Annotated in this window: 11 protein-coding genes; 3 read left to right on the top strand and 8 right to left on the bottom strand. The window is 47.0% G+C overall.

Annotated elements, in window-relative coordinates:
• Nucleotides 1–133 precede the first annotated feature (133 nt).
• The 4 genes from PAHA3_RS29945 to PAHA3_RS18895 form a co-directional block, all read right to left on the bottom strand.
• A complete protein-coding gene (locus tag PAHA3_RS29945; protein ID WP_235599506.1) occupies nucleotides 134–4,846 on the bottom strand; it encodes an S-layer homology domain-containing protein in 4,713 nt (1,570 codons plus the stop codon).
• Between the two features lie 374 nt (nucleotides 4,847–5,220).
• Nucleotides 5,221–6,207, bottom strand: coding sequence for a phosphotransferase (locus tag PAHA3_RS18905; protein WP_062836298.1), 987 nt, complete (start codon nucleotides 6,205–6,207; stop codon nucleotides 5,221–5,223).
• Between the two features lie 93 nt (nucleotides 6,208–6,300).
• On the bottom strand, nucleotides 6,301–8,064 hold the full coding sequence (locus tag PAHA3_RS18900) for a SulP family inorganic anion transporter (protein WP_062836297.1): 1,764 nt from the start codon (nucleotides 8,062–8,064) through the stop codon (nucleotides 6,301–6,303).
• Nucleotides 8,065–8,232: 168 nt separating this feature from the next.
• A complete protein-coding gene (locus PAHA3_RS18895) occupies nucleotides 8,233–8,562 on the bottom strand; it encodes an ArsR/SmtB family transcription factor (protein ID WP_062836296.1) in 330 nt (109 codons plus the stop codon).
• 179 nt (nucleotides 8,563–8,741) lie between these two features.
• Between PAHA3_RS18895 and PAHA3_RS18890 the strand changes: the two genes are divergently transcribed.
• Nucleotides 8,742–9,686, top strand: coding sequence for an alpha/beta hydrolase fold domain-containing protein (locus PAHA3_RS18890; protein WP_062836295.1), 945 nt, complete (start codon nucleotides 8,742–8,744; stop codon nucleotides 9,684–9,686).
• Between the two features lie 113 nt (nucleotides 9,687–9,799).
• Nucleotides 9,800–10,123 carry a hypothetical protein gene (locus tag PAHA3_RS18885; protein WP_062836294.1) on the top strand — a complete coding sequence of 108 codons (324 nt, stop codon included), beginning with the start codon at nucleotides 9,800–9,802 and terminating at the stop codon, nucleotides 10,121–10,123.
• Nucleotides 10,124–10,267: 144 nt separating this feature from the next.
• On the opposite strand, the gene PAHA3_RS18880 is transcribed toward PAHA3_RS18885, so the two are convergent.
• The 3 genes from PAHA3_RS18880 to PAHA3_RS18870 form a co-directional block, all read right to left on the bottom strand.
• Nucleotides 10,268–10,486: a hypothetical protein gene (locus tag PAHA3_RS18880; RefSeq protein WP_056692804.1), complete on the bottom strand. Its 219-nt coding sequence runs from the start codon at nucleotides 10,484–10,486 to the stop codon at nucleotides 10,268–10,270.
• Between the two features lie 242 nt (nucleotides 10,487–10,728).
• A complete protein-coding gene (gene gnpA, locus PAHA3_RS18875) occupies nucleotides 10,729–12,909 on the bottom strand; it encodes a 1,3-beta-galactosyl-N-acetylhexosamine phosphorylase (protein ID WP_062836293.1) in 2,181 nt (726 codons plus the stop codon).
• A 13-nt stretch (nucleotides 12,910–12,922) separates the two neighbouring features.
• On the bottom strand, nucleotides 12,923–13,942 hold the full coding sequence (locus PAHA3_RS18870) for a glycoside hydrolase family 88/105 protein (RefSeq protein ID WP_062836292.1): 1,020 nt from the start codon (nucleotides 13,940–13,942) through the stop codon (nucleotides 12,923–12,925).
• Between the two features lie 171 nt (nucleotides 13,943–14,113).
• Between PAHA3_RS18870 and PAHA3_RS18865 the strand changes: the two genes are divergently transcribed.
• On the top strand, nucleotides 14,114–15,055 hold the full coding sequence (locus PAHA3_RS18865) for an AraC family transcriptional regulator (protein WP_062836291.1): 942 nt from the start codon (nucleotides 14,114–14,116) through the stop codon (nucleotides 15,053–15,055).
• 142 nt (nucleotides 15,056–15,197) lie between these two features.
• On the opposite strand, the gene PAHA3_RS18860 is transcribed toward PAHA3_RS18865, so the two are convergent.
• On the bottom strand, nucleotides 15,198–22,889 hold the full coding sequence (locus PAHA3_RS18860; RefSeq protein WP_062836290.1) for an S-layer homology domain-containing protein: 7,692 nt from the start codon (nucleotides 22,887–22,889) through the stop codon (nucleotides 15,198–15,200).
• Nucleotides 22,890–22,905: the final 16 nt, after the last annotated feature.

Here is a 22,905-nt window from a genome sequence, read left to right as displayed (position 1 = left end):
TGCCGCACCGTAATCCTGTACCCATATATCACTCTCGATATCAAGGGGCATACTCTATTTCTATGGATAAAAAAGTTCCTTGGTCATATCCTTACCGGATACAACCAAGGAACTTTTAATAATTATAGGCGAATTAGATTAATCCTGATTTTTGAAGCAGACGTTTAGCAATTGCTGCCACTTCAGCCCTTGTAATCAGGGCTTTTGGAGCAAGCTTACCCTGATTTCTTCCTGTAAAAATACCTGCTTGTACACTATCTACCATGCCGCGGTATGCCCAAGTGGAAACTTCAGACGTATCGGTATATTTCTCTAACCCCAACGGTTCAGATGCAGCAGAGAGTTTCCCTTTAAGACCCGTTAACACCATGGCTTTTGCCATAATCGTCATCGCTTGTTCCCTTGTAATCTTGTCGTCAGGACGGAAAGTTCCATCTTCAAAACCTTCCAACAATTGATAGTCATATGCTGTAGTGATTGCTTGACTGTACCATGTATCATTTGCAACATCGGTGAAGGTAGCTGCTGATGAACTCAGCTTCAGTCCCAAACCACGTACTAATACCATGGCAAATTCGGCACGTGTGATGTCTCTTTCCGGTGTGAACGTACCCTCCCCTGTTCCCTCCATCACCATACGTGAGCCCATATCGTTAACATCAGATTTCGCCCAGTGATTCTGAACATCATGAAATTCAATAGGATTCCATACAATAGAGTAGGTACTGTTGGTTAAACTGTTCACTTTAGCGAAATATTTGGAGTCATTAACCACGACCTGTGTGGGTACATGTCTGACAGACCCATCCTGTTCGATAACTACTCCCGTTGTAATGCGATTGGGATCGACTCCGTCAGGGATTGCGACTGTCCGTTCAACATATACGTTGAATTTTGTAATATTAATAGTTTGATCTCCATACGTGCCGCGTACTTCAAAATTATGCGTAGGGGCAACCAGTGTAAATCTATTTTTCTCAGCTGCATCTGCAACAACTTTTAACATCTCAGCTCCAGGCGTTGCGATTTCAATCTGAATTTTAATATCTTTCAGGTCGATGGACTGACCTAACTGATTGGACAATGCTTGAATGTTAATTTGCTGAGAAGGCAACGTGTAGGTCGCAAAAGGCGCTTGAATTTTCAAGATCGCTCTTTTATCCTCCATGTTTTTGATCATCTGACCATTAAGTTCTCCGATCACAACGTCAGATGTTGTATTCAGCAAAATCGTAACCGTTGCACCGTCTCCTTCCGTGGACAGTTTTTCATCCAGTTTCGCAGAATCTACGGTAATTGTATTGATACTCTGACCATTGCTCTCGCTAAGCTTCGATGTTCCGATTCGTTCTACTTTTCCGTTAACAAGTACGTCCACACCCGAACTACCAGATGTTGTTGGCGTTGGAGTTCCTGACCCAGGTGGCTGAACTGGAGTTAAATTGCCTCCACCAGTACTTCCTCCACTGTTTCCGGTGTTGCCGTCTGTACTCGTTGGAGCCACTGGAGTGGTGGCATTAGACGGTAATGAAGACTCACTTTTTCCTGAGGCATTTATGGCCCGCACGGTAAATGTGTAGCTCGTTCCATTCGTTAATCCAGTAACGACGATCGGGCTGCCTACGCCAGTAACAATGCTGTTTCCCGGTGAGACGGTTACTTCATACCCCGTAATTACACTTCCACCTTGATCTGCTGGAGGGTTGAAACTGACTGTAGCCTGCCCATTTCCAGCAATAGCTGTTACTCCCGTGGGTGCTGAAGCAACTGATAATGGTGTTGCAGTTACCTCATTAGATCCGGCACTTACACCACCAATTCCACCTGCTTTCACCATAAAATAATAGGTCGTTCCATTCGTTAGATTCTCAACACGATAATTTCCACCCGTAACAGTTGTAATTGCAGTACTACTAAACTGACCAGTTACCGTGGATAGATAAATATCGTAATATGCAGCTCCTGGTACAGTACTCCAGTTCAACTCTACCTGGAAATTACCAGGTGTTGCGACTAGATTCTGTGGATTAGCCGGAGCATCTGGCAAGTTAATCGCTTGTACGAATTGGAACGTTTCATCGACTATATTATCTGCCGACACATGTATATTTGCAGTATATGTGCCCGCTGGTAAGCTATCCTTGATCTTGACGGTAAAAGTCGTTGTTTCTCCAACAAGAAGCGTAGACAGTAAGGGTTGTGAAACGTTGTAATCTGTTCCATGAGCCCCACCAGATGAAGTCTGCAAGTTAGCTAATGTACCTGTACCGATATTTTTCACGGTAATGGTTGCCGTATCTTGACTCCCTGACACATAGCCTTGAATCAGAGCCGCTCCACTCTGGTTCGGAATATCCTGGACCATGTAGGTTAGTGTCGCTTGAATCGTAACTTGAGCTGCATTCGTCGTCGTTGTGGTCGTCTTGCTTCCACTCACACCATTGTTGGTGTTCGTGACCACCGCATAATAGTAAGTCGTTCCTACACTTGTTGTGGGTGTAGCATACATAGAACTCGTTGCTCCACTGACTGGCACACCACCTGTGTTGCTGTTTGTTGCATTGCTATACCATTGATAGCTTAGTGTGCCACCGTCACTGGTACTTGCTCCCACAGTTAGTGTCGGGCTGCTCGCTCCCTCGTTAGCTGTTTCGTTGGTAGGTTGTGTTGTGATCGTTGGTGCTGTTGCATTCACTAGCGCATTCACAGTCACTTGAACTGCATTAGTCGTCGTTGTAGTTGTCTTGTTGCCGCTTGCACCATTGTTAGTGTTCGTCACTACGGCATAATAGTAGGTTGTTCCTGCAATTGTTGTGGGTGCAGCATAAGCAGAACTTGTTGCTCCACTGACTGGCGTACCCCCTGTATTACTGTTCGTAGCATTGCTATACCATTGGTAGCTCAGCGTTCCTGCGTCACTCGTGCTTGCTCCTACACTCAGTGTTGGACTGCTTGCTCCCTCGTTAGCTGTTTCGTTGGTCGGTTGTGTTGTGATCGTTGGTGCTGTTGCGTTCACTAGAGAGCTTACCGCAACCTCAGCTGTATTCGTGGTCGTCGTCGTTGTCTTATTGCCATTGACACCATTATTCGTGTTCGTGACCACCGCATAATAATAAGTCGTTCCTACACTTGTCGTTGGCGCTGTATAGCTAGAGCTTGTTGCTCCGCTGACTGGGGTGCCGCCTGTGTTACTATTCGTAGCATTGCTATACCACTGGTAGCTTAGCGTTCCGCCATCACTTGTGCTTGCTCCTACACTCAGTGTTGGGCTGCTTGCGCCTACGTTAGTGCTTTGGTTCGTCGGCTGTGTGTTAATCGTTGGCGCTGCTGCGTTCACTAACGCATTGACTATAACCTGAGCTGCGTTACTGGCAGTTGTCGTTGTTTTGCTACCATTGACGCTGTTGTTGGTGTTAGTCACTACCGCATAATAGTAGGTTGTTCCCGCACTTGTCGTTGGCGCTGCAAAACTGGAACTCGTTGCTCCGCTGACTGGGGTGCCACCTGTGTTACTGTTGGTCGCATTGCTGTACCATTGGTAACTTAGCGTTCCACCATCACCAGTGCTTGCTCCTACACTCAGTGTTGGGCTGCTTGCGCCTACGTTAGTGCTTTGGTTCGTCGGCTGTGTGTTAATCGTTGGTGCTGTTGCGTTCACTAGCGCATTGACTATAACCTGAGCTACGTTACTGGCAGTTGTCGTTGTTTTGCTACCATTGACGCTGTTGTTGGTGTTAGTCACTACCGCATAATAGTAGGTTGTTCCCGCACTTGTCGTTGGCGCTGCAAAACTGGAACTCGTTGCTCCGCTGACTGGAGTGCCACCTGTGTTACTGTTCGTCGCATTACTATACCACTGGTAGCTTAGCGTTCCACCATCACTTGTACTTGCTGCTACACTTAGTGTTGGGCTGGTTGTGCCCACATCAGCGCTTTGGTTCGTTGGCTGTGTGTTGATCGTTGGCGCTGCTGCATTCACTAGCGCATTGATCGTAACCTGAGCCGCGTTACTGGCAGTTGTCGTTGTTTTGCTACCGTTTACGCTGTTGTTGGTGTTGGTGACCACTGCATAATAGTAAGTCGTTCCTGCACTTGTTGTTGGTGCGGCATACGTAGAACTTGTTGCTCCACTAACCGGTGTACCGCCTGTATTGCTATTCGTCGCATTGCTATACCACTGATAGCTTAGGGTTCCACCATCGCTGGTGCTTGCTCCTACTGTTAATACGGGGCTGCTGGCTCCAACGTCAGCATTTTGGTTCGTCGGCTGTGTGTTAATCGTTGGCGCCGCTGCATTGATGACTCCAAGCACAACAGCATCATCCAGGATAATATCATTGATTCCGTGCCAACTGGTCCTATCTATTGAATACAAAAGAACCTTGTCTACATTATCAAAATCCGTACCTAAAGTAAGTCGTTTAGAATTGTAGTTATTCACGACATCATCATTGGTAAACGGGTAACTCGCAACCCTCACTCCATCACGATACCCTTCAATAACCAGATTGATTGGACCTTCACCCCAATTGGAATAGTTCAGTCCATCAATTTGGAATTTCGAAGAATCACTTTTTTGGATCCCCATACCTTTCCATGATTCATAAGTCTGAACATCATAAGTTGTAAGAAAAGGGAAATAACCATATTGAGGTTGGTTTGCAAGTAAAAGTGGTTTGCCAAAAACAGTTCCGCTGGTATCACTAATATTGTAAAATTGATAAACTCTATTCGGGATATCCGTCGATCCACCTTCGCCATCTTCGGCGATACCATCTGCCCAGGCACTGCTATCTGTTGAATTAAACGTTACGGTAACAGCACCTGCTGCCGACGCAACTCCCATCCACGGACTTCCAAAAAAACCATTAGGGACAACTAAAATGAAACATAAAAGTGCGACTGAGACTCTCTTATACAAATTCACTGAACTGTTAATAGTCATCCATCCCTCTCTTATTCCGAAGTGAAAGCCCGCCTTCATCGTCAATTAATCGATCAACCTCCAACTGATTCAAAATACATATATTTAATACAATCGTCACAATATAGCTAAATTCTTTGGCTTTTTACGAAAATAATGTAGTTAAATATTTTATTCACTCATACTTTAATACGGCTGATCTATATAGCAGAAAAAAGAGACTCATCTGCATATATGCAGATGAGTCTCTCCCTCGTATTTCACACCTCAATCTGAGTAATCTCTCTTCAAAACTATTACACTATACCTGTGTAACGGAACTCCTCAATAAAATCATTAAGCCAATCCGAACCATAGTCCAGCGCACCCATATCACTTTCAATAAAAGCAACATCCAGACCCATCACCCAGAATCGGCGAGCGACAATAAAGAGATCAACCGCCTGTTCATCTTCAGCAGAGAAGCTTCTGACTGAACGGTAACCTGCCATTAGCGCACTCCATAATGCTGCTTTTCGATCTTCAGACTGTCGCTTTCGCACCTTCACTTGGGCCAGATCATAAGCACGCCAGCTTTTTGCTGCCCACTCGAAGTCGTAATGGATGAACTGATGCTCCTGTTGAAACGCATTGTTATTCCCATGCATATCGCCATGGCACAGACCAACGTCCAGACCTTGTCTGGAAGCGGCACCGATTCGTTCTTTTAACGTTGTGGCAAACGTGTGGAGAAATGCTGCTGCTTCGTTGTTCTCACCGATGTAGTTGATAATTCTCTCAAGAGGTTCGTCAATAAGAAATTTCAGATCCAGCTCATATCGTGGCAGCTCCACGTTCACCTGATCCATAGCCTTATGTAATTCAGCAGCAGACTGGCCAAAGGCGTAACAAGACTCCTCATCCTCCAGGTTGTTCTCCGTACCCTCGATATACCGAAACATTACAGCCACTCGCTTGCCTTCCGCAGCCTCCAACACCGTATATCCTGTATGATCTTTATTCTCGATGTATTCTCCAATGTCGGTATGTTCCGCAGATGTTAGAACGTTCTTCAGTTGAGACAATAACGATAACTCGTACTGCACATCTGCCTCCGCAATTTCAGTGCGGTAAATACGGAGAATATAAATGCCACTGGACGTGCGAACCCGGTAAGTATCATTCAATCCTCTAAGCCAAAATAAACATTCTTCCCATGTTCCCATGTCATACTGATCCCTCAATGCAGACTCCAGGTACCTAGGGTTAAGCACTGAACGTAAAGCAGTCGGTTGAATGGACATATGGTTGCTCCTTCGGTTTAATATGATTATTTCTCATCTGATGAACGATGTAATCCTTTCACCTATCAATCTATAACATAGTATAATTTTAATTTATTTTCCAGAATATATATTTCGATGGGTAAATACTCTTTGGACTCCCATAGATTCATCGCTCGACAATGCAGTACATTCACGAAAGGCAAAATGTTTGCATCCCCTACATTTCTGTTCATCCAGATGCACTAACGCATAATTGATGGCTTCACCCGTATGTTCAAACATATGCTCAGAACCAATCCGTTCAATCAAGCCTGTTCTCTTCAGCATCTCCAACGGTTGTGCCTGAATGCCTGAAAGTAAAACCCTTCCTCCAGAACTCTCCATATGTTTAACAATATTGGCCAGGTTGGATTCACCTGTCGTATCCATAAAGGGCACCTTGCCCATGCGCAATAGCAAAATACCTGGTCGCCGATGAATCGAATCCATGACCGACTTCTCAAACCAATCTGCTGCACCAAAGAATAACGGCCCTTCAATGGTATACAAACTTATTTGTGGACAATCATGTCCTTTACGGACCATGTGGGCCATGACTTTCTCATGTTTATGATTGGGATCGGGCAGTACTTTGGCAACCTTCAACATCTCACTCATTCGCTTAACAAATAAAAGGACAGCCAGAATCAACCCTACCTCTACAGCTGTCGTTAAACTAGTAAATACGGTCAGTAAAAAGGTAATGAGTAGAACGAGCGAATCGCTCGTTTTGGTTTTCATGACATGCATGAACGATCTCCGTTCACTCATATTCCAGGCAACCATCATCAGAACTGGAGCCATACTGGCAAGTGGAATATGGGAAGCATAGGGTGCGAACAGAACAATGACTAGTAGGACTACTACACCATGAATAACCCCAGACAATGGTGATACAGCTCCAGATTTAATATTCGTTGCCGTACGTGCAATCGCTCCTGTTGCAGGAATACCACCAAATAACGGCGTTACTATATTAGCAATGCCTTGTCCAATAAGCTCCCGATTGCTGTTATGGCGACTTCCGGTCATACCATCGGCCACAACAGCGGATAGCAACGATTCAATTCCCCCCAGCATGGCGATGACAAAAGCGGGTTGCAGCAAGTTTACGATTCGCTCCCACGTCATCTCAGGCACATGAAATTGAGGCAAGGAGCTTGGTATCGCACCAAAGGACGATCCGATCGTAGTCACCTGCCCTTCAAAAAACAACGCTGCGACTACCGTCGATAGAACCAGACCTACCAGTGATGCAGGCACCTTCGGTGCAAATCTCGGCACAAGCAGAATAACAGCCAGGCAACAGCCTGCTGTCAGCAAACTATATATATTAATGGTTGAGATATGCGCCCCGATTTCTTTCATATTGGACCAAAAATCTTCATGTTTCTCAATCCCGCTTAGTCCCAGAAAATTAGCAAGCTGCCCACTGAAAATAATGACGGCAATACCCGCCGTAAATCCAATGGTCACGGGTCGTGGGATAAACTTGATTAACGCCCCAAGCTTAAACAGCCCCATTAGTACAAGCATCACTCCGGCCATGATGCCGGCAATCAATAAATTTTCATATCCATACTGCATCACAATGGCGAAGAGGATGGGAATGAATGCCCCCGTCGGCCCGCCAATCTGGAATTTGGAACCACCAAGCAAGGAAATGAGAATCCCTGCGATCACCGTGGTATACAAGCCATACTCCGGTTTTACCCCGGAAGCGATAGCAAACGCCATACCGAGTGGAATCGCAATAATACCTACAATTAGCCCTGATAACAGATCCTTCCGAAAAGCAGAACCATTATACCCTGCATATCTCCCCATGCATTTCATCTGACTTAACCTTCTTTTCTTTATATATTTGAATATTTGAATATAGTAAAAAGACTACGCCCCTGCGAGCACCCTGTCAATCGAAATGCTCACACCTGAAACGTGGATTACATGCAAAAAAACAAGAAGTTACCTGAACTTACTTCCGGTTCCTCTTGTTTCGCGTGTTTATGTTTCTTTGCGGATATCTTCCAACATGGAAATGGCATCGACCAGATGATTGTCAAAAATCTGCTTGGCAACCTCCAGCAAGTCTTTAATCAAAGGATCACGCAGAGAGTATATGACCGTAGTCCCTTCCTTCAGACCCTGCACAACATTTTTGCTACGTAATACAGCCAGTTGTTGCGAAACGGCGGAGCCTTCAGACCCCAGGATACTTTGTAACTCATTGACGTTCTTCGCCCCTTCACTCAGCAACTCCAGAATCTGAATCCGCATGGGGTGAGCCAAGGCTTTGAAAAAATCCGCTTTAAACTGTTGTATGCTCTGATTCATACGTTATACCCCTTCATTCAAACTTTTGAATATATAAAGATCATAACATAGATGCGCTCATAAGTTTTATTCTATACCATAAGGATTGGTACCTACTGCATACCAGCATTGACCTTGAACTATACTTCAACCTTTATACTATACATATCAACCTTTAATGATGAGAGGACGAACCTTAAATGAGCATACAAATTTATAATAAAAGACGCTCTGTAACGAGCTATCTATTAGAAAAATACATCGGAACATTAGATAGCAAGAAAAATCTATCGACACGGGAACATACGCAGAAACATCTGGAGCACATGGGCGTTGAGAACATTAAGCCCTATCAATTAGGTAAAGTTAAATTAACTTCGCCTATCAAGGAGCGTTCCTATGAAGACATGCAGGTGTTTACTTTAAATGACCAGGGTTCCCCTGATCAACGGGTTATTCTCTATATTCATGGAGGAGCACATACGCATCAACCGCTGTCCTTCCATTGGAAATTCATGGATTATATAGCTCAGGCGCTGAATGCCAAAGTAATCGCCCCCATCTATCCCAAATTGCCTCACTTCAACTATCAACATACGTATCCAAAACTTCTAAATCTGTATCGGGATATCATTGCATCCATAAAAAGTCCCTTACAGCTAACCATTATGGGAGATTCAGCAGGAGGAAATATCTCGCTAAGTCTAGCACACTACCTGAAGATGAATTCTCTTCCTCAACCCAAAGACATCATTCTATTATCACCTTGTGTGGATATGGTTTTAGATAATCCAGTTATCTTCGACTATGAGACCAGAGATCCCATGCTGGCTTTGGAAGGATATGATGTGATTCGGCGGATCTGGGCAGCCGATAAACAGCTGAATGACCCGCTCATTAGTCCAATCTACGGGGATTTCGAAGGGCTTGGCAAAATTAGCATCTTCATCGGAACCCATGAAGGTTTATTTCCGGACAACATGGAGCTTGATAAAAAGCTGACGGACCAAGGTATTGAGCATAATACTTTCGTATATCCCAAAATGAATCACGTCTTCGTGCTGTATCCGATTCCTGAAGCCAAAGACGCTAAGCACAAAATCATTCATATCATTAAACATGGATCACATGAATCGCATGTATAAGACTACAACGGAAAAAAATCCAGAAAATTCTCATTCAGCACTTGTAAATTGTATTATTCCGGGTATAATACTCGGTATATAGAAAAGCGTAGCTGACTGGAGTGAATAACGCCATGGATTCTTTGACACAAACCTGGGTTAACGATTATTTGGACTTATATAATTTTGCCCGTACAATAGAAGACTCGGAATGGGCTGAAGATATTCTCAGAAAGCTTCGTGATCAGAAGGATGCGTTGCTGGAGGAAGAACGAAAAGCTATCCTGCTCCGTGAATTGCTTATAAGTTATGACCGAATCAACAAGCAACTGGTGGATATTTTCAGCAAGCTAAGAGTCGCTTCAGAAGGATACCAGACTGAATCCTTGCAGGAGCAATGGTTCAAATTAAAGCTGATGCGGATCGATGTATCGCGGAAGATTCTTCAATATCAATAATAAATAAGAAAAAAAGCCGGTCTGCAGTTCGTCTGCTCAACCCGCCCTATTGAAAGGCTTACTATTTTGGAATGCATACAGTGAACTGTTCTGCAGAGTTGTAGAGCCCGCCAGCTTTACAAGTCGAACTTGGTAATCAATGAATTACATGGATGCTTTCTTCATGTTGCTCATCATGCCCATCATAGTGGTCATCATTTCGTCGCACTCTTGCATGCAGGACATCATTTTATTCATATCCATGCCTTCCATCATGCTCTTGTCTTCCATACATTCCATCATCATCTTCATGGATTTCATTTTGCACATCATTTCTTCCATGCACATATTCATCATCATGTTCATCATCATCATATTTTCCATCATCCATACCTCCTATTAAAATATAGTAGACTTCCTTTTTTTAGAATAAACGATAGCCTACGTAAAAGCAATCTTTTTCCTCTTGCATTTCCATAAAATTTCTTGTATAATACGCATTTAACTTATCAATCCAGTAGGGAATACAGGCTTTAATAGACACTGAATACAACTAAAGCTCAAGCATTGGCTGATCGCCGCAGGCTTGAGCTTTTTTCGTTATGAAATAGAACCCCTATCCGTTCCTACACTGATTTAATTGCGCCAATCTTGGTGATCACCGTGTCATACGGATCTAATTCCACGGTTTGTTTTCCATGCTCCGTATCAATCGTCGTAGATTGAACCTGATCGCTATTATTGATCACAACCAATATGTTGCTCTCAGGGTAGTAGGCACACTCGGTATACAGGTTATCCGGAATATACTTCGCCTCACCCACCTCATTCCCGGCAAAACGAATCAGATTCTGCAGCAATCTCGTATTTTCCCAATTGAATTCGAACGAAGATAAGTAGATTCCTTGCCCTTTCCCGAAAGCATGCGTGGACAATGTAATGTTGCCATCTGTCTCGTGCAATACCTTGGCTGTCCCATCCGTAAGATATATTCTACCTTTACCTTTTGACGCGATATTAGCACCTTCCGGCACCAGGCCGTGCGCGTCCCCAACCTCATACGACCATTTTCCATGAACGACTCTTGCACCTGTATCCTCATCTACCCCAAGCACATGCGCCATTCTGAAAAAACTGTCGTACCCATGGGCCGCTGAAGGCTGGTTGATCCCCATAAAGGTACCGCCCTCATACACCCACTGGGTGAGGATGTCTACACCTTGGTGATCGTTCCAGTGCTCTCCACCACTCCAGGCAGAACCAGCAGAACCCGCATTAATGACAACATCCACATCCTTCAATACATCCTGACGAATATCATCAAAATTAATGAATTGGACCTCGATTGGTAAACCGGATAACGCCTCATTCACATGAATCAGATCATGCATATGCGTTTCATGAAAATGACCGGACAAGGTCCACGATCTTAACTTGCCCCAACTATGCAGAACGGCTACCTTTGTCTTGATCTGATATGGTTTCCCCTCTTGATGCAGCTCTTTCATTTCCCTGAATTCATGGGCAATCTTCTCGATGTAGTCCACAAAGTCCGGGTAAGGCTCAACCAGATGCAAATATCCACCCAGTCCAATCCGGTCGATCGACTCCCGAAGCAGCGCTCGCCGAATATTAATCCAATATTTCTTGGCATCCAGGGTAGGATCTCCGCCCTCCTTGAAGGTAGGAAGCCCGCCTAAGCCAACTGGGAACAAATATGGATGCAATCGAATCTCATGGGTATCGACCTTAACACCTGAGCACATTCTTGCCTCATAACCGGAGAACACACATTTGATCATGCCGTCGAATCCAAATTCCTCAAAGCGATCGTTGTACGGCTCCATGCCTACCCAACTGTCATCATAGAAGACATACGCCAGCTTGTCATGCTTGTGCACAATATCAATTAATTTCTTACCGAATTCAATCACAAAATCATTGATAAATGCCATCCAGTCCAGTTTGCGCTGATCCGCAGGCATATGAGTGACCTGATATTTACCACCATTCACAAAGTCCTCAGCCGAGAGTGAATACCCAAATTTTTGAGCAAACAGATCCAGCGCTCTCGAACTTACCGTGAAATCGTATGAACCCCAATCCGAGAACAGATGGCGATTCCGCTCATCACTGCCCCAGATCCAGGCGAAATTATAAAATAGGGAGGTAAAACGTACAACCGTTGTTTCCGGATGGTTTTGACACCACGTTTCCATCCAATCCAGCAGATACGTTTGCGTTTCCGTATAGATCGGATCAATCTGCATCAGATGCTCTTTGTCCCAGTTATTCGTCGTATGATTGTACATGGAGATCTCTTCCCATATCCGATAGACCATGAAACTCACCGTGTATTTATGCCAAGGAGCAACGCCAGTAATCACAACATTGCCAGATTCCCTTTCATAATTCCACTGTCCTTTGGGGACTTCTTCCCCAGTCGTTCGATCATAAACCTGCCAATATTTAAACGCTTCTTTGGAATCATTCACCCTGAATTGTTCAGCGAAGAAGTCCTCCATCAGATAGATCGATACATAATCTTGAACAGCGACCTTCGGATTCGTAATGAGAAAACATTGCTGCAACTTATCCAGATTACGGGATGCCCACTCATTATGATCCCGAATAATGCAAATGGTTGAATAGATGCCATATCCGGCATTAATAATCTCATCGGACAATTTTGTACCGTCACTGTCACGGATTACATCGGCACCCCAGCGATCGGCAAGTTCCAGCGTCAGTGCCTCATAACCAGATTCTCCCGGTAGTGTAAAAGAGCCTTTGGTTGGTTTGGACATTTTGGTTCCCTCCCTATCTCAACATATCGGACAGAAAAGCGAGTGCCAGGCCCTGACCCCAGCCCTGAATCCAGTCTTTTGGAATATTGCGATAACCATCCCGATCCTTCATGACCGCCGTACCGCCAGATACACCAAGCACACGTCCATCCTCGCTAATATTGTTCAGGATGCCTTCCAGTGCCTTTTGCACATATTTCGTATGCAGTGGATTGCCGTTGTTGATCATGGCTGCTGCAATACCAGCGGAGGCTGACACCTCTTCATACGATTCTTCGTCATCCAAAACCGTACGCCACAAGCCGTTCTCGGTCTGTACCAGTTTGAGAGCTGCTAATTGATCGCGAAGTGCACATTCTACATCCATACACTGCGGATACAGATACCAGTCTTTCAATTGCGGTTTCACTTGAGACATCGTATAGGCTCCCCAAGCATTCGCTCTTCCCCAGTAAAATCCGGACATATGGTCCTTGTTGATATTGTTATAGCCGTGATACCACAGACTGCTGGTCGGATCTTGAAGGTATTTGATATGCCAGTAATACTGATTCAGCGCATCCTGAATCATGGCCTCATCTTTTAATTTGCTACCTACGCGGAGCAGGAAAAATGCCGCCATAAACAAGGTGTCCGCCCAAGCTTGTTCCGGAAAATCATTGGAAACGGATACCGTATGCTGAAGCACATTGTCTCCAAAGCGAAGCGCATGGTTCTGGAGATAATCGACTTTGCTGAGGACAATATCCCAATACTTCTGATCACCGGTTTCTTCATATAAAGTGATGAGCACATGGCCCATGGCACATGTATTTACCGTCCAGCTCGGCAGACCCAGCTCGATATATTCGTCCGCCCATTTCACCAGCCTGTCCAGAATCTCTTGGTTGCCTGTCGTTTGATAGGCTCTGGATACGCCATAATAAGCCACACCGCCGGGCCAATCCCATGTCAGATCCATATCCAGTGTTTTCTTGGTAACGCTCTCGATTACGTTTAGAATCTGTTCTCTGTCATATTTCACTTGAAGCATTGTTATTCCCCTCTCCCTCCGCACACGCCCCCAAGTGCGCCCTGAGAGGTGTCCGTCCATTTTTGTAAACGCTTTACTTATTCCATTGTACGCAGTAAAATAGTCTCAATCTAAGCATATTCACAACAAAACTGTGCAATTTCAATCATTTATACATAGGAGTCCTCGAAAATGCCCAAACCGAAGAAACCTGTCATTGAATATCGTCACTACAGTCTGCCCATTGATTTTCCTGTCCTGTTACTCAGTGGAGACCGCTGGAGAATATCCGATATCAAAAGTGAGCATCTTCATTTCCATAACCACATGGAGATTGGCATCTGTTATTCGGATGGAGGCATCATGGAGATTAAGGGGGAATCTGTGCCTTTTCGAGCAGGCGACATCACGTTCATTCCTCGTTATCTTCCGCATACCACATACAGTTCGCCTAATAACGCCAGCCTGTGGGCCTATATCTTTTTTTCACCGGAAGAACTCTTCCGTCATTCGCTCAAAACCGCTCAAACTCATATTGAACCGAATTTATGGGCCATTCAGGGAACCAATTGCATTCTGAATAAGGAACAGCACCCCAAAATTCATACGCTAGCAACATCAATTGTAGAAGAAATGAAGCAGCAGTCCCCCTACTATCGGGAGAGCGCGTACGGCTTGTTGATGTCTCTATATATCGAACTTCTTCGAGTTCATGCGAGTAACGAGAGGTGGTCAGCGCAGGATCAGGAAAGGGACCTTCAAGGTGACTTGGTCATCTCACCCGTGCTGGAGTTTATCACCAAAAATTATATGATGCCCGTGACCATTGATTACCTCGCTGAACTGTGTCATCTGAGTACAACGCATTTTCGCCGCAAGTTCCATGAAATTATGGGAACCACACCTCTCGATTTTCTGAATAGTACACGGGTCGAAGAGGCATGCAAGCGGTTGAAAAGCACGGAGGCTTCCATTCTGTCTATCTCTGAGCAGGTCGGTTTCCGATCCATCTCCAGCTTTAACCGTTGCTTCGCTAAACTGATGGGAGAATCGCCCAAAGCCTGGCGCAAAGGGGCCCATACCGAGGCACAGTCTGCAAAAGCATCCATACTGGAATTTACAGGCTGGGTATGAAATAATGTGCAAAGCTATAAGCCTACTCATAAAAAAGGTGCAAAAAAGCCCGAAAGTCGCAATGACTTTCGGGCTTTTCCAGTTATTTTAAGTTGCTATAAACTTGTTCATCATGCTTACAAAAACAACAAATTCTTTATATTTACAGCAAATCCAGTTCCACAAGCAATCTGCGGACAAGCGTCGCCATCTCGGCACGAGTTACCGGAGCTTTTGGCTCAAGTGTCGTTGCCGATTTACCTTGAATCAGACCCAGTTTTACCGCTTGCGCGGCACTGTCTTTGGCCCAATCAGACAACGTTGATGCATCAGTATAACCGTCAAGGCTATAAGCTGCACTACTCACAGCTGGTGCAGTATGTCCTGCCATCTCGTATGCACGGATCAGCATGACCATCACTTGCTCACGTGTCATGGCATCCTGTGGTCCGAAACGATTACCGCTGTAGCCCGTCATGAGGCCATAGGCAGTTGCTGCTTGCACCACATCGTTGTACCAATCCGCTGCTTTAACATCTGCGAATGGTGAACTTGCGCCTGTGTCTGGTTTCAGGCCAAAGGCTCTCACCATCAGTGCAGCAAGCTCTGCCCGAGTCATGCTACGCGAAGGCTCATAGCGAGCAGACGACACGCCATTCACAACCAGACGTGATGCCAGATCATGAACCGCTTCGCTTGCCCAGTGACTCTTCATGTCGCTAAAGGTAGCGTCATATCGGATCGGCAAGTACACGCTGTTGGTCATACTGCTTGCGATGGCAATCATCCGGCCGTCCCGCACTTCGAAGCGGGTTGGCACATGCCGCAAGCTTCCATCCGCTTCAAGAACGACCACGGTCGATACGGAGCGTTCGTCCTCTCCAACCGGCAGATAAAGTTCTTTGGTTGTCATTTTCAAAAGCTTATCGATCTCGATTGACTTGCTACCATCGCTTGCCGTCATGTTGAAGCCAACCGGGGTTCCTCTCGGGATCATGCGACCTTCACTGGCAAGCTTCGCAGCAAGCCGTTCGTATGCCTGATCCGGTTTACCTACATTTAAGCTTACTTTGATATCCTCGGCCTTTTGCGCCGGGAAAGCTGCTTCGAGTGCGTTCAGATCGATAGCATTCCAATCCAAACGGTAGCTACCCCAATCGCTTTCCAGATCCATAGAAATATCTTTGGCAGCGAGTTGTTTAATCAAATCCGCATCCAGCTCAAAGCGTAGTTGCTCCAGTTGGCCCGCAACGTGCAAACGAATTCGCTGTCCTTGCTCGGCTGCATCAAGCAGCGCTTCTCGAACAGGATGAGCAACCACGGTCGGACCACTTACGCCTGGCGTAACATCGACCAGCAACAATCCATCCTTCTGCACTGCATCCAGTTCCAGAGGTATCTTCATGTCTTTACCTCCAACGGCACTATCGATGGCTACGCCACCCACCGTCAACGGACCAACAGGTACATTCGATGCGGGTGGTTTGCTACCGCCCGAGCTTGGCTCACTTGGCTCCACATTTGAAGAGATCCGCTCATTCACCTTCACCGCAGCAGAGGATGCTGTTGCGAGTTTCGGCTCACTGGTTGTTCGTTTGGCGATGACAACCCACTCGCCTGGTTTTGCTTTGATGACTTTATCGGAAGGCAGCGTGTTCCATCCGCTGATATCCTGTTCAAATGTTGGCAGCATCACTTGCGATTGGTCCGTGAAAATACGGTATGCCAGTTCACTGCCAACCATGTTGCCTTTGTGTCCGGCAGCGCTGATCGAGACACGTGTCTCTCCCTTTTTGCCTGTCCCGATCGTGGAGGCTTTGATCGTATCCATGTAATCCGGTGGTGCAGCTCCCGTCTTCGGTGCAACAACGGAGACGATATCCGTCGTGCTAAGCTCAGTACCTTGCCATGTATAATCGGCCTGGATTAGAGCAGCTCCAACACGTTTTCCGTCGAGAAGACCATCATCCTGAACGGCTGCATTCGCTTCACCCATAACCACACTGTAGGTGATGCTATCGTTATCTGCGAGTTCACGAGTCCCATCCGTATACTCCACATAAGTCTGAACTGCAGCTTGTTCTCCACCGGCAACAAGTTCATCAGGCATAACCAGTTTCAGTCTGCGCGGCAGCTTGAAGTCGCCGTTCAGTACCTCGACAACGGCAGAGTTCACATTGCCTGCCGCGTCCTCGGTTTTAATTCGGAGACGGGTCTTCATGCGGTTCACATCAATCGGCACCTCATGTTTAAAGACTCCGTTCTCGTCCGGTTTGAACTGTGCCAATTTTTGATCACTATCGGCATCCGTTACCGTCACTTCGGCATCGGTCATCGTTGTACCCTGTACGAGCGCAACACCTCCCTGTACCCGTTCGCTTTGTGAAGGTGAATCCAGATAGATCATCGGAGCCGTCGTATCCATCGTGACATACAGCATCGTGACTGACGTATCCCCTGTGTTAGTATTTCGAGCTTTGAGCTGGACTGCATATACACCATCCACCTCAAAGTTGAACTTCAGCTTGTCTGTTGTTGCAAGGTTAGTGGTGCCGAGCGAACCATCGTCCGTCGAAGCCTCTACAACAACGTTCGACTGATTCGAAGCCACGTTCACGGTCACCTGATTCGAACTTGTAACCACCTCGTATTTGTTGTTGACCACTTGTTTGTTATCGAGCGAAAGCACTGGCCCTGTAGGGGCAGGAAGCAGCTTCGACCCGCTATACGTCGTTGTGGATAAACGAAGATTCGCTTGCTCATCGGAAGCCGGTTTGCGTGCAACCGTAACGCCCATACGATAAGATTTACCCGGCTCCAGGCCGGAATGGCGTACCTCTTTATCCTCCATGGCAATGGTGCCGTCTGCATTACGCAGCACTTTGCCGTCCGCACCCATCTTAGGTGTTCCTAGTGCATTCCATCCGCCCACGGTCACATGATACTTGCCATCCTTGAGCGTAGCTTTCAAGTCGGATTCACTGTATCCTTCTTCGCCGAACGGATCATACAGATGTCCTTGCTCGTCCGATGCGGTCAGAATATAAGTGAACTCCTCCGCTTCTTCTTCTACTGTTTTCGTGATCGCCGGGAATGCGACCTCGAACTGCCCGTTACCAATGCTTCTCGTTTCCACTTCTGGCACGGCGTTCGGAGCAAACGGATCTACGAGCGTATACCCTTCTTGTGAAGATAAGACAGAGAATGCCATGTCCGTTTTCAGTTCCGTACGCAGATAATATGTCCCTTGTTGCAGCAAACCACGAAGGTCTGCTCCGCCGAGGTACGCAATCTGCTTCACGTCAAAGGTCATCTCGCCGGATGCACGACCGTCAGCACCAATATCGGCACTTTCAATCTCGATGCCTTTGGCAATCATGATCCCTGGATCAACGGATTCATCCGGTGTAGGTGTTGCCTGTAAACGGTCCGAAGACAGATACAAATCTACCGTATCTCCAGGCGAAGCGTTGTCCACGGTCCAAGTTGCTGTGAATTGGTCCGCATCCTGTGGATCTACTGCAAGTTCCGTCGAAGACAGTTCCGGAAGTACCGGAATGTTCATCAGCTTGGACTTGACCGATTGACTGGACGTCAGTGTCCAGCTTCCCGTTTTCGCGTCTTCCTGTGGAATGGCAACATAGATCCGACGGATATCGGTGCCCTGAAGCTCTTCTTTTTTGGTCACTGTTGTACCGTCGCTCTTCAGATCACCCTCTTTAGGTGCTTTGATAATCTGTTCAAACGCCGTTGCGTTCCGATCCGTTGCTTCTCCATACACGATATCGTACGTACTTCCGTCGTTACGCTTCAGAGTCAGAGTAGGTCTGGTTGTTGTAAAATACTCCAATTCAAGGAGCGCATCCCCTGTCACTCCACTCATCGGGATCACATGCGTTTTCCCTCCATTGGACGTACGAATGCCGCCAATGCCGAGGTTTTGCGAGCTATCCTCGATCATATCAATGCCTTCTCCAACGGCGGTGTACCGAATCTCGTAACGCTCAGGCTCCTCATTCTCCCATGAGGTCGCAAGCGTCTCTATTCCCGTTCCGATCTGTAACAGGCGCGGACCCTGCTCTGGATCATTAATCGACAGGTGTGCGAGTGCCTCGTTATCCAATGCCGATCCATCGGTCATAAACGAGATGCCGCCGCCCCAGTAATATTTGATGCCCAAGGTGAGGAATAACAAGGAAATCCCTGCCCACAGTTCATCGTTATTCACGCCTGCACGGGTTCCAAATCCTAAACCGCCGACAACCGGCACTGAACTTGGTATTTGTATTTTGGAACTGACCATGCCTTCAAAATCAACTCGTCCCTTCTCCAGGTTCTCGCCGATAAACAGGCTGGCGCTGCCCACGATGATATCCCATCCACCGACATCAATCTGTGCCCTGGCTCGGATAAACATCGGGCTGGCCCATTGGGTCTGGACAAGCGCTTCCGTCAACATCGGGATGACTTTGCTGCCTTCACCGAAGCCCAGTTTGCCCACCACTTTGAAGCCGGTAGCTTTGAGTGTAAGGTCTACACTACCTGAGAATACAGCCGGCTTCTGCCCCAGCTCCATGTCGATGCCTGCCTCCAGCGTCAGGGGCAAGCGTTCGGTACCACCGGCAATCGTCATCGCAAGTTCACGGATGGCGCCGCGAATACTTGAGATTTTGGTAGCCGGATTGATCATGATGCCCGGATCTGGAAGGTCCGATCCAAAAGCAATCACGTCTGGAATAATCCGTCCGTCGGGAACCCGTTTAAAGGCAAGCTCTGCACTAATGGAGAACAAGTTCTCCAGTTTAGCCTCGAAGTTAACGCCGTACGAATTCATGATGCCGTATTTGTTCGGGTCTTTATAGTGTGTAACATTGATACCGCCTTTTACGCTATCCTCGGAGTCCGGTTTGAACAAACCGATTCTATTATCCAATTCAAACGCCAGTGAGGAATCGATGCCCACGAATCCCGATTGGTTGAACATCACATTGCTTACTTCTCCATTTACAATAAACATCTTCATTGCACCACCGAAGGACACACCATCCTGCCGCAGTACGAAGTCATTGAGTTTCAACCCAAAGCCGTTCAGCGAGAAGGTAGGTGTTGAAAACAACGTATGTTTATTAAAGTACACATAGGAGACAAGCAGATTTCGGTAAGGATTGAGCGCATCGCCCAGCATACCGTTAGCCCAAGTCAGAGTTCCATTCAGGGTAGGGTCTGCCGGATTACGTCCTTCCTCCCATGCCTGCTCTTCATCCGTCAGCTTTGATTCCGTTCCGAGTGACTTATCGAATCCGTTGTAGAAATCAACGGTCCATTCGCCGGAATGGAATACGAAACCGCTATTCGCCACGCTTAGGGTACCGTCGCCACCCACAAAGAGGGTTTGCAAGAACGGCGTGTCGGTATTTGCTCTCAAGTCTTTGGCGAGCGGGAAATTCCCCGTTGAAATGGTGAGGTCTTTCCCGCTGTAAGCTACACTCTTGTTGAGAATCGCAGGTTCAGTATCCGATTGAACCGTATATTGGGCGTTTGCACCCGTACCGGACTGCACGATCTTACCGCGCACTTCCAGAACAACCTCCTGCTCGGTATCATCATCAAGTCCTTTTTTGAACGTTTCGAATGCTGCTTCATTTTCGAACGTTTGGACCGCATATACCGGCGAAGCCGATGCATCGATGGCTCCAGCTACATCGAGATCAGGGTCCAGCTTGCGTGAAGCTGCTACCATTTCCTGCTTGGCAGCAGTCAGTCTCGCCCGATCCTGATCCAGCTTTGTTTTGAACTGCGCGTCCGTCAGGTTACCGTACGTCCATGGCAGCACGCTCGCAAACGTCGCTTTCTCACCAGCACCTGCATTTAGGTCCAGTTTAGTTTTATATACAGCGAGAATTCCGGCTTTGCGAACCCGGTTCTCTTCATTCTCGGTTATGGCAAAAGTCTGGTCTGTCTTGAAGCTCAGCGCTTCAGCCAGCTCGGGAATTGACTTGTCCCGATAGTCCACTTGCACGGCATATTCCCCAAGCGGCAAGAACGCATCGTTCAGCACTTCAAGCGTTGTGCCGTCCGCCTTCACCTTTTCCCCGCCACGATATACCAGCTTCAAATCTCCCGCGAACCCGTTTCCAAGTGGCTGGGATGTTACGGAACGGGTCACCGGCACTTTGTAACGATCCCCGTTCTTCACGTTCACCAGATACATGTCAAAGTTGGCAGCGGTAGACGTTGCTTCATTGCCGACATTGTAGGCAGCGATATTGGACACGTTCAGCGTGATGTACTTCTCGTCCTTGCTGTACGCTTCCTCCGGTGACATGGCGTAGACCAATGTCTCTCTTAATTCGCCAACCGGTGGCAGGAAAATAAAACCTGCTCTTGACGATTCATAGATTGCTCGAATTTCCGATTCCGGAAGCCCTTCGCTCTCTTGAGCGGCCGTCTCCAGCTTTTTCTCTGTCTCCGGGCTGCTCACCGTCACCATATACTGGCGCGTTGAAGGCCAGGCTTTACCTGTACCCTTCACTCGCCATTTGGCTGCGACGACCTCGCCCGGTTTATACGGAATGAATTCAATGCCCTGTGCAGCTTGTTCCGGCGGAACATCCTTGCGGAAGGTAAGCTTCTGGCTCGCTGCATTGAGTTCCTTCCCATTCTCATCCACAAAGCTCAGACCGTTCTCCAGTGTGAGAGTCACATCGATTTGGCTATGGTTGGTGTTGAACATCTCCAGGTTCTCAATCTCCGTGTTCACTTCGAACACGCCGTCATTCACGTAACCCGTCTCTTCCTCATTCGTCTCCAGCTTCTGCGTTGGATCAAGGAAACGAACATCGAATACCTTCTCGGGGGAAACAATCTCGCCCAAGCCGTATACCAGTTCATACGAGTGCTGGCCGCCAGCTTGAACAGTATCAGGCTCCCAATAGAAAGCCACTGCCGTATCGGCTGTACCGTAATCATTTGTATCCTGCGTAAAATCAAGATTCTCGTCCGGTTCATATTCCCATTTCGTTCCGGCGAGATTGGCCCAATGGCCTACCACCATTTCATCAACAATGTTAATACCGCCCTCGAACAGGTTGTTGAATCCATAGGCAATGACATTCGTCGCCAGCGGGTTGCTCAGATCAAGCTTATCCCGCATCACCCAGTAAGGTGGCAGCTTATGCAGATTGTACGCCTGCTCGTCCACGTTTTTGTCATAACCGAGCTTCTCTGGTTCGTGAACCAGTTTGCGCTCCACCGTAAGTGGAACGGAATAATTCTGCCCGATCTGGAAGGCTGGGCCATCATTGCCGCCGACCGATGTGTCCAGCAACACACGTGACCCGATCTCTACCTTGGCATTTGTCGTATTTTCCACCACATATTGAACACGCGCATTACCGCCCTGATCCTTGTCTTCCTTCAACAGCAAAGTGATCACTTGGCTAATACGAATGCCTTGAACGGTCCATACGGTAACCAGACTCTGGGTACCGTCATTACCCGTAACGACCTTCGGAGGTGTAACCTCCGAGGTCCAGTTCGGTGCCATTTTGTACGGATTACCGAAGATCAGATCCGTTCCGTTGATGCGGAATGTCGTGAACGACGTCTCCGGGTTATCTCCACCAAAGATCATATCCACGCCGTTATCCTTTTTGCGGATTGGCTGGCCGTCTTCTGTACGAATGCTGAAGCGCCCACTTGCATTGTCCACTGTTACCTTGATAAACCCGTTCTTAATGGATGTCGTTCCCGCTGAGGATACGGCCGCTGCCGCGATGTGAAGCGGCAAGACGCTGATCAGCATGACCATGGCCATCAACGTTGCGATTATCCGAATAATTTTGTTCCGTCGCATGGGTGAACCCCTTCCG

It is taken from the genome of Paenibacillus amylolyticus (genome assembly GCF_001570725.1).
Taxonomy (GTDB): domain Bacteria; phylum Bacillota; class Bacilli; order Paenibacillales; family Paenibacillaceae; genus Paenibacillus; species Paenibacillus amylolyticus_A.
Note: the sequence above shows the minus strand (reverse complement) of the source record. Positions and strands in the feature narration are given on the sequence as shown.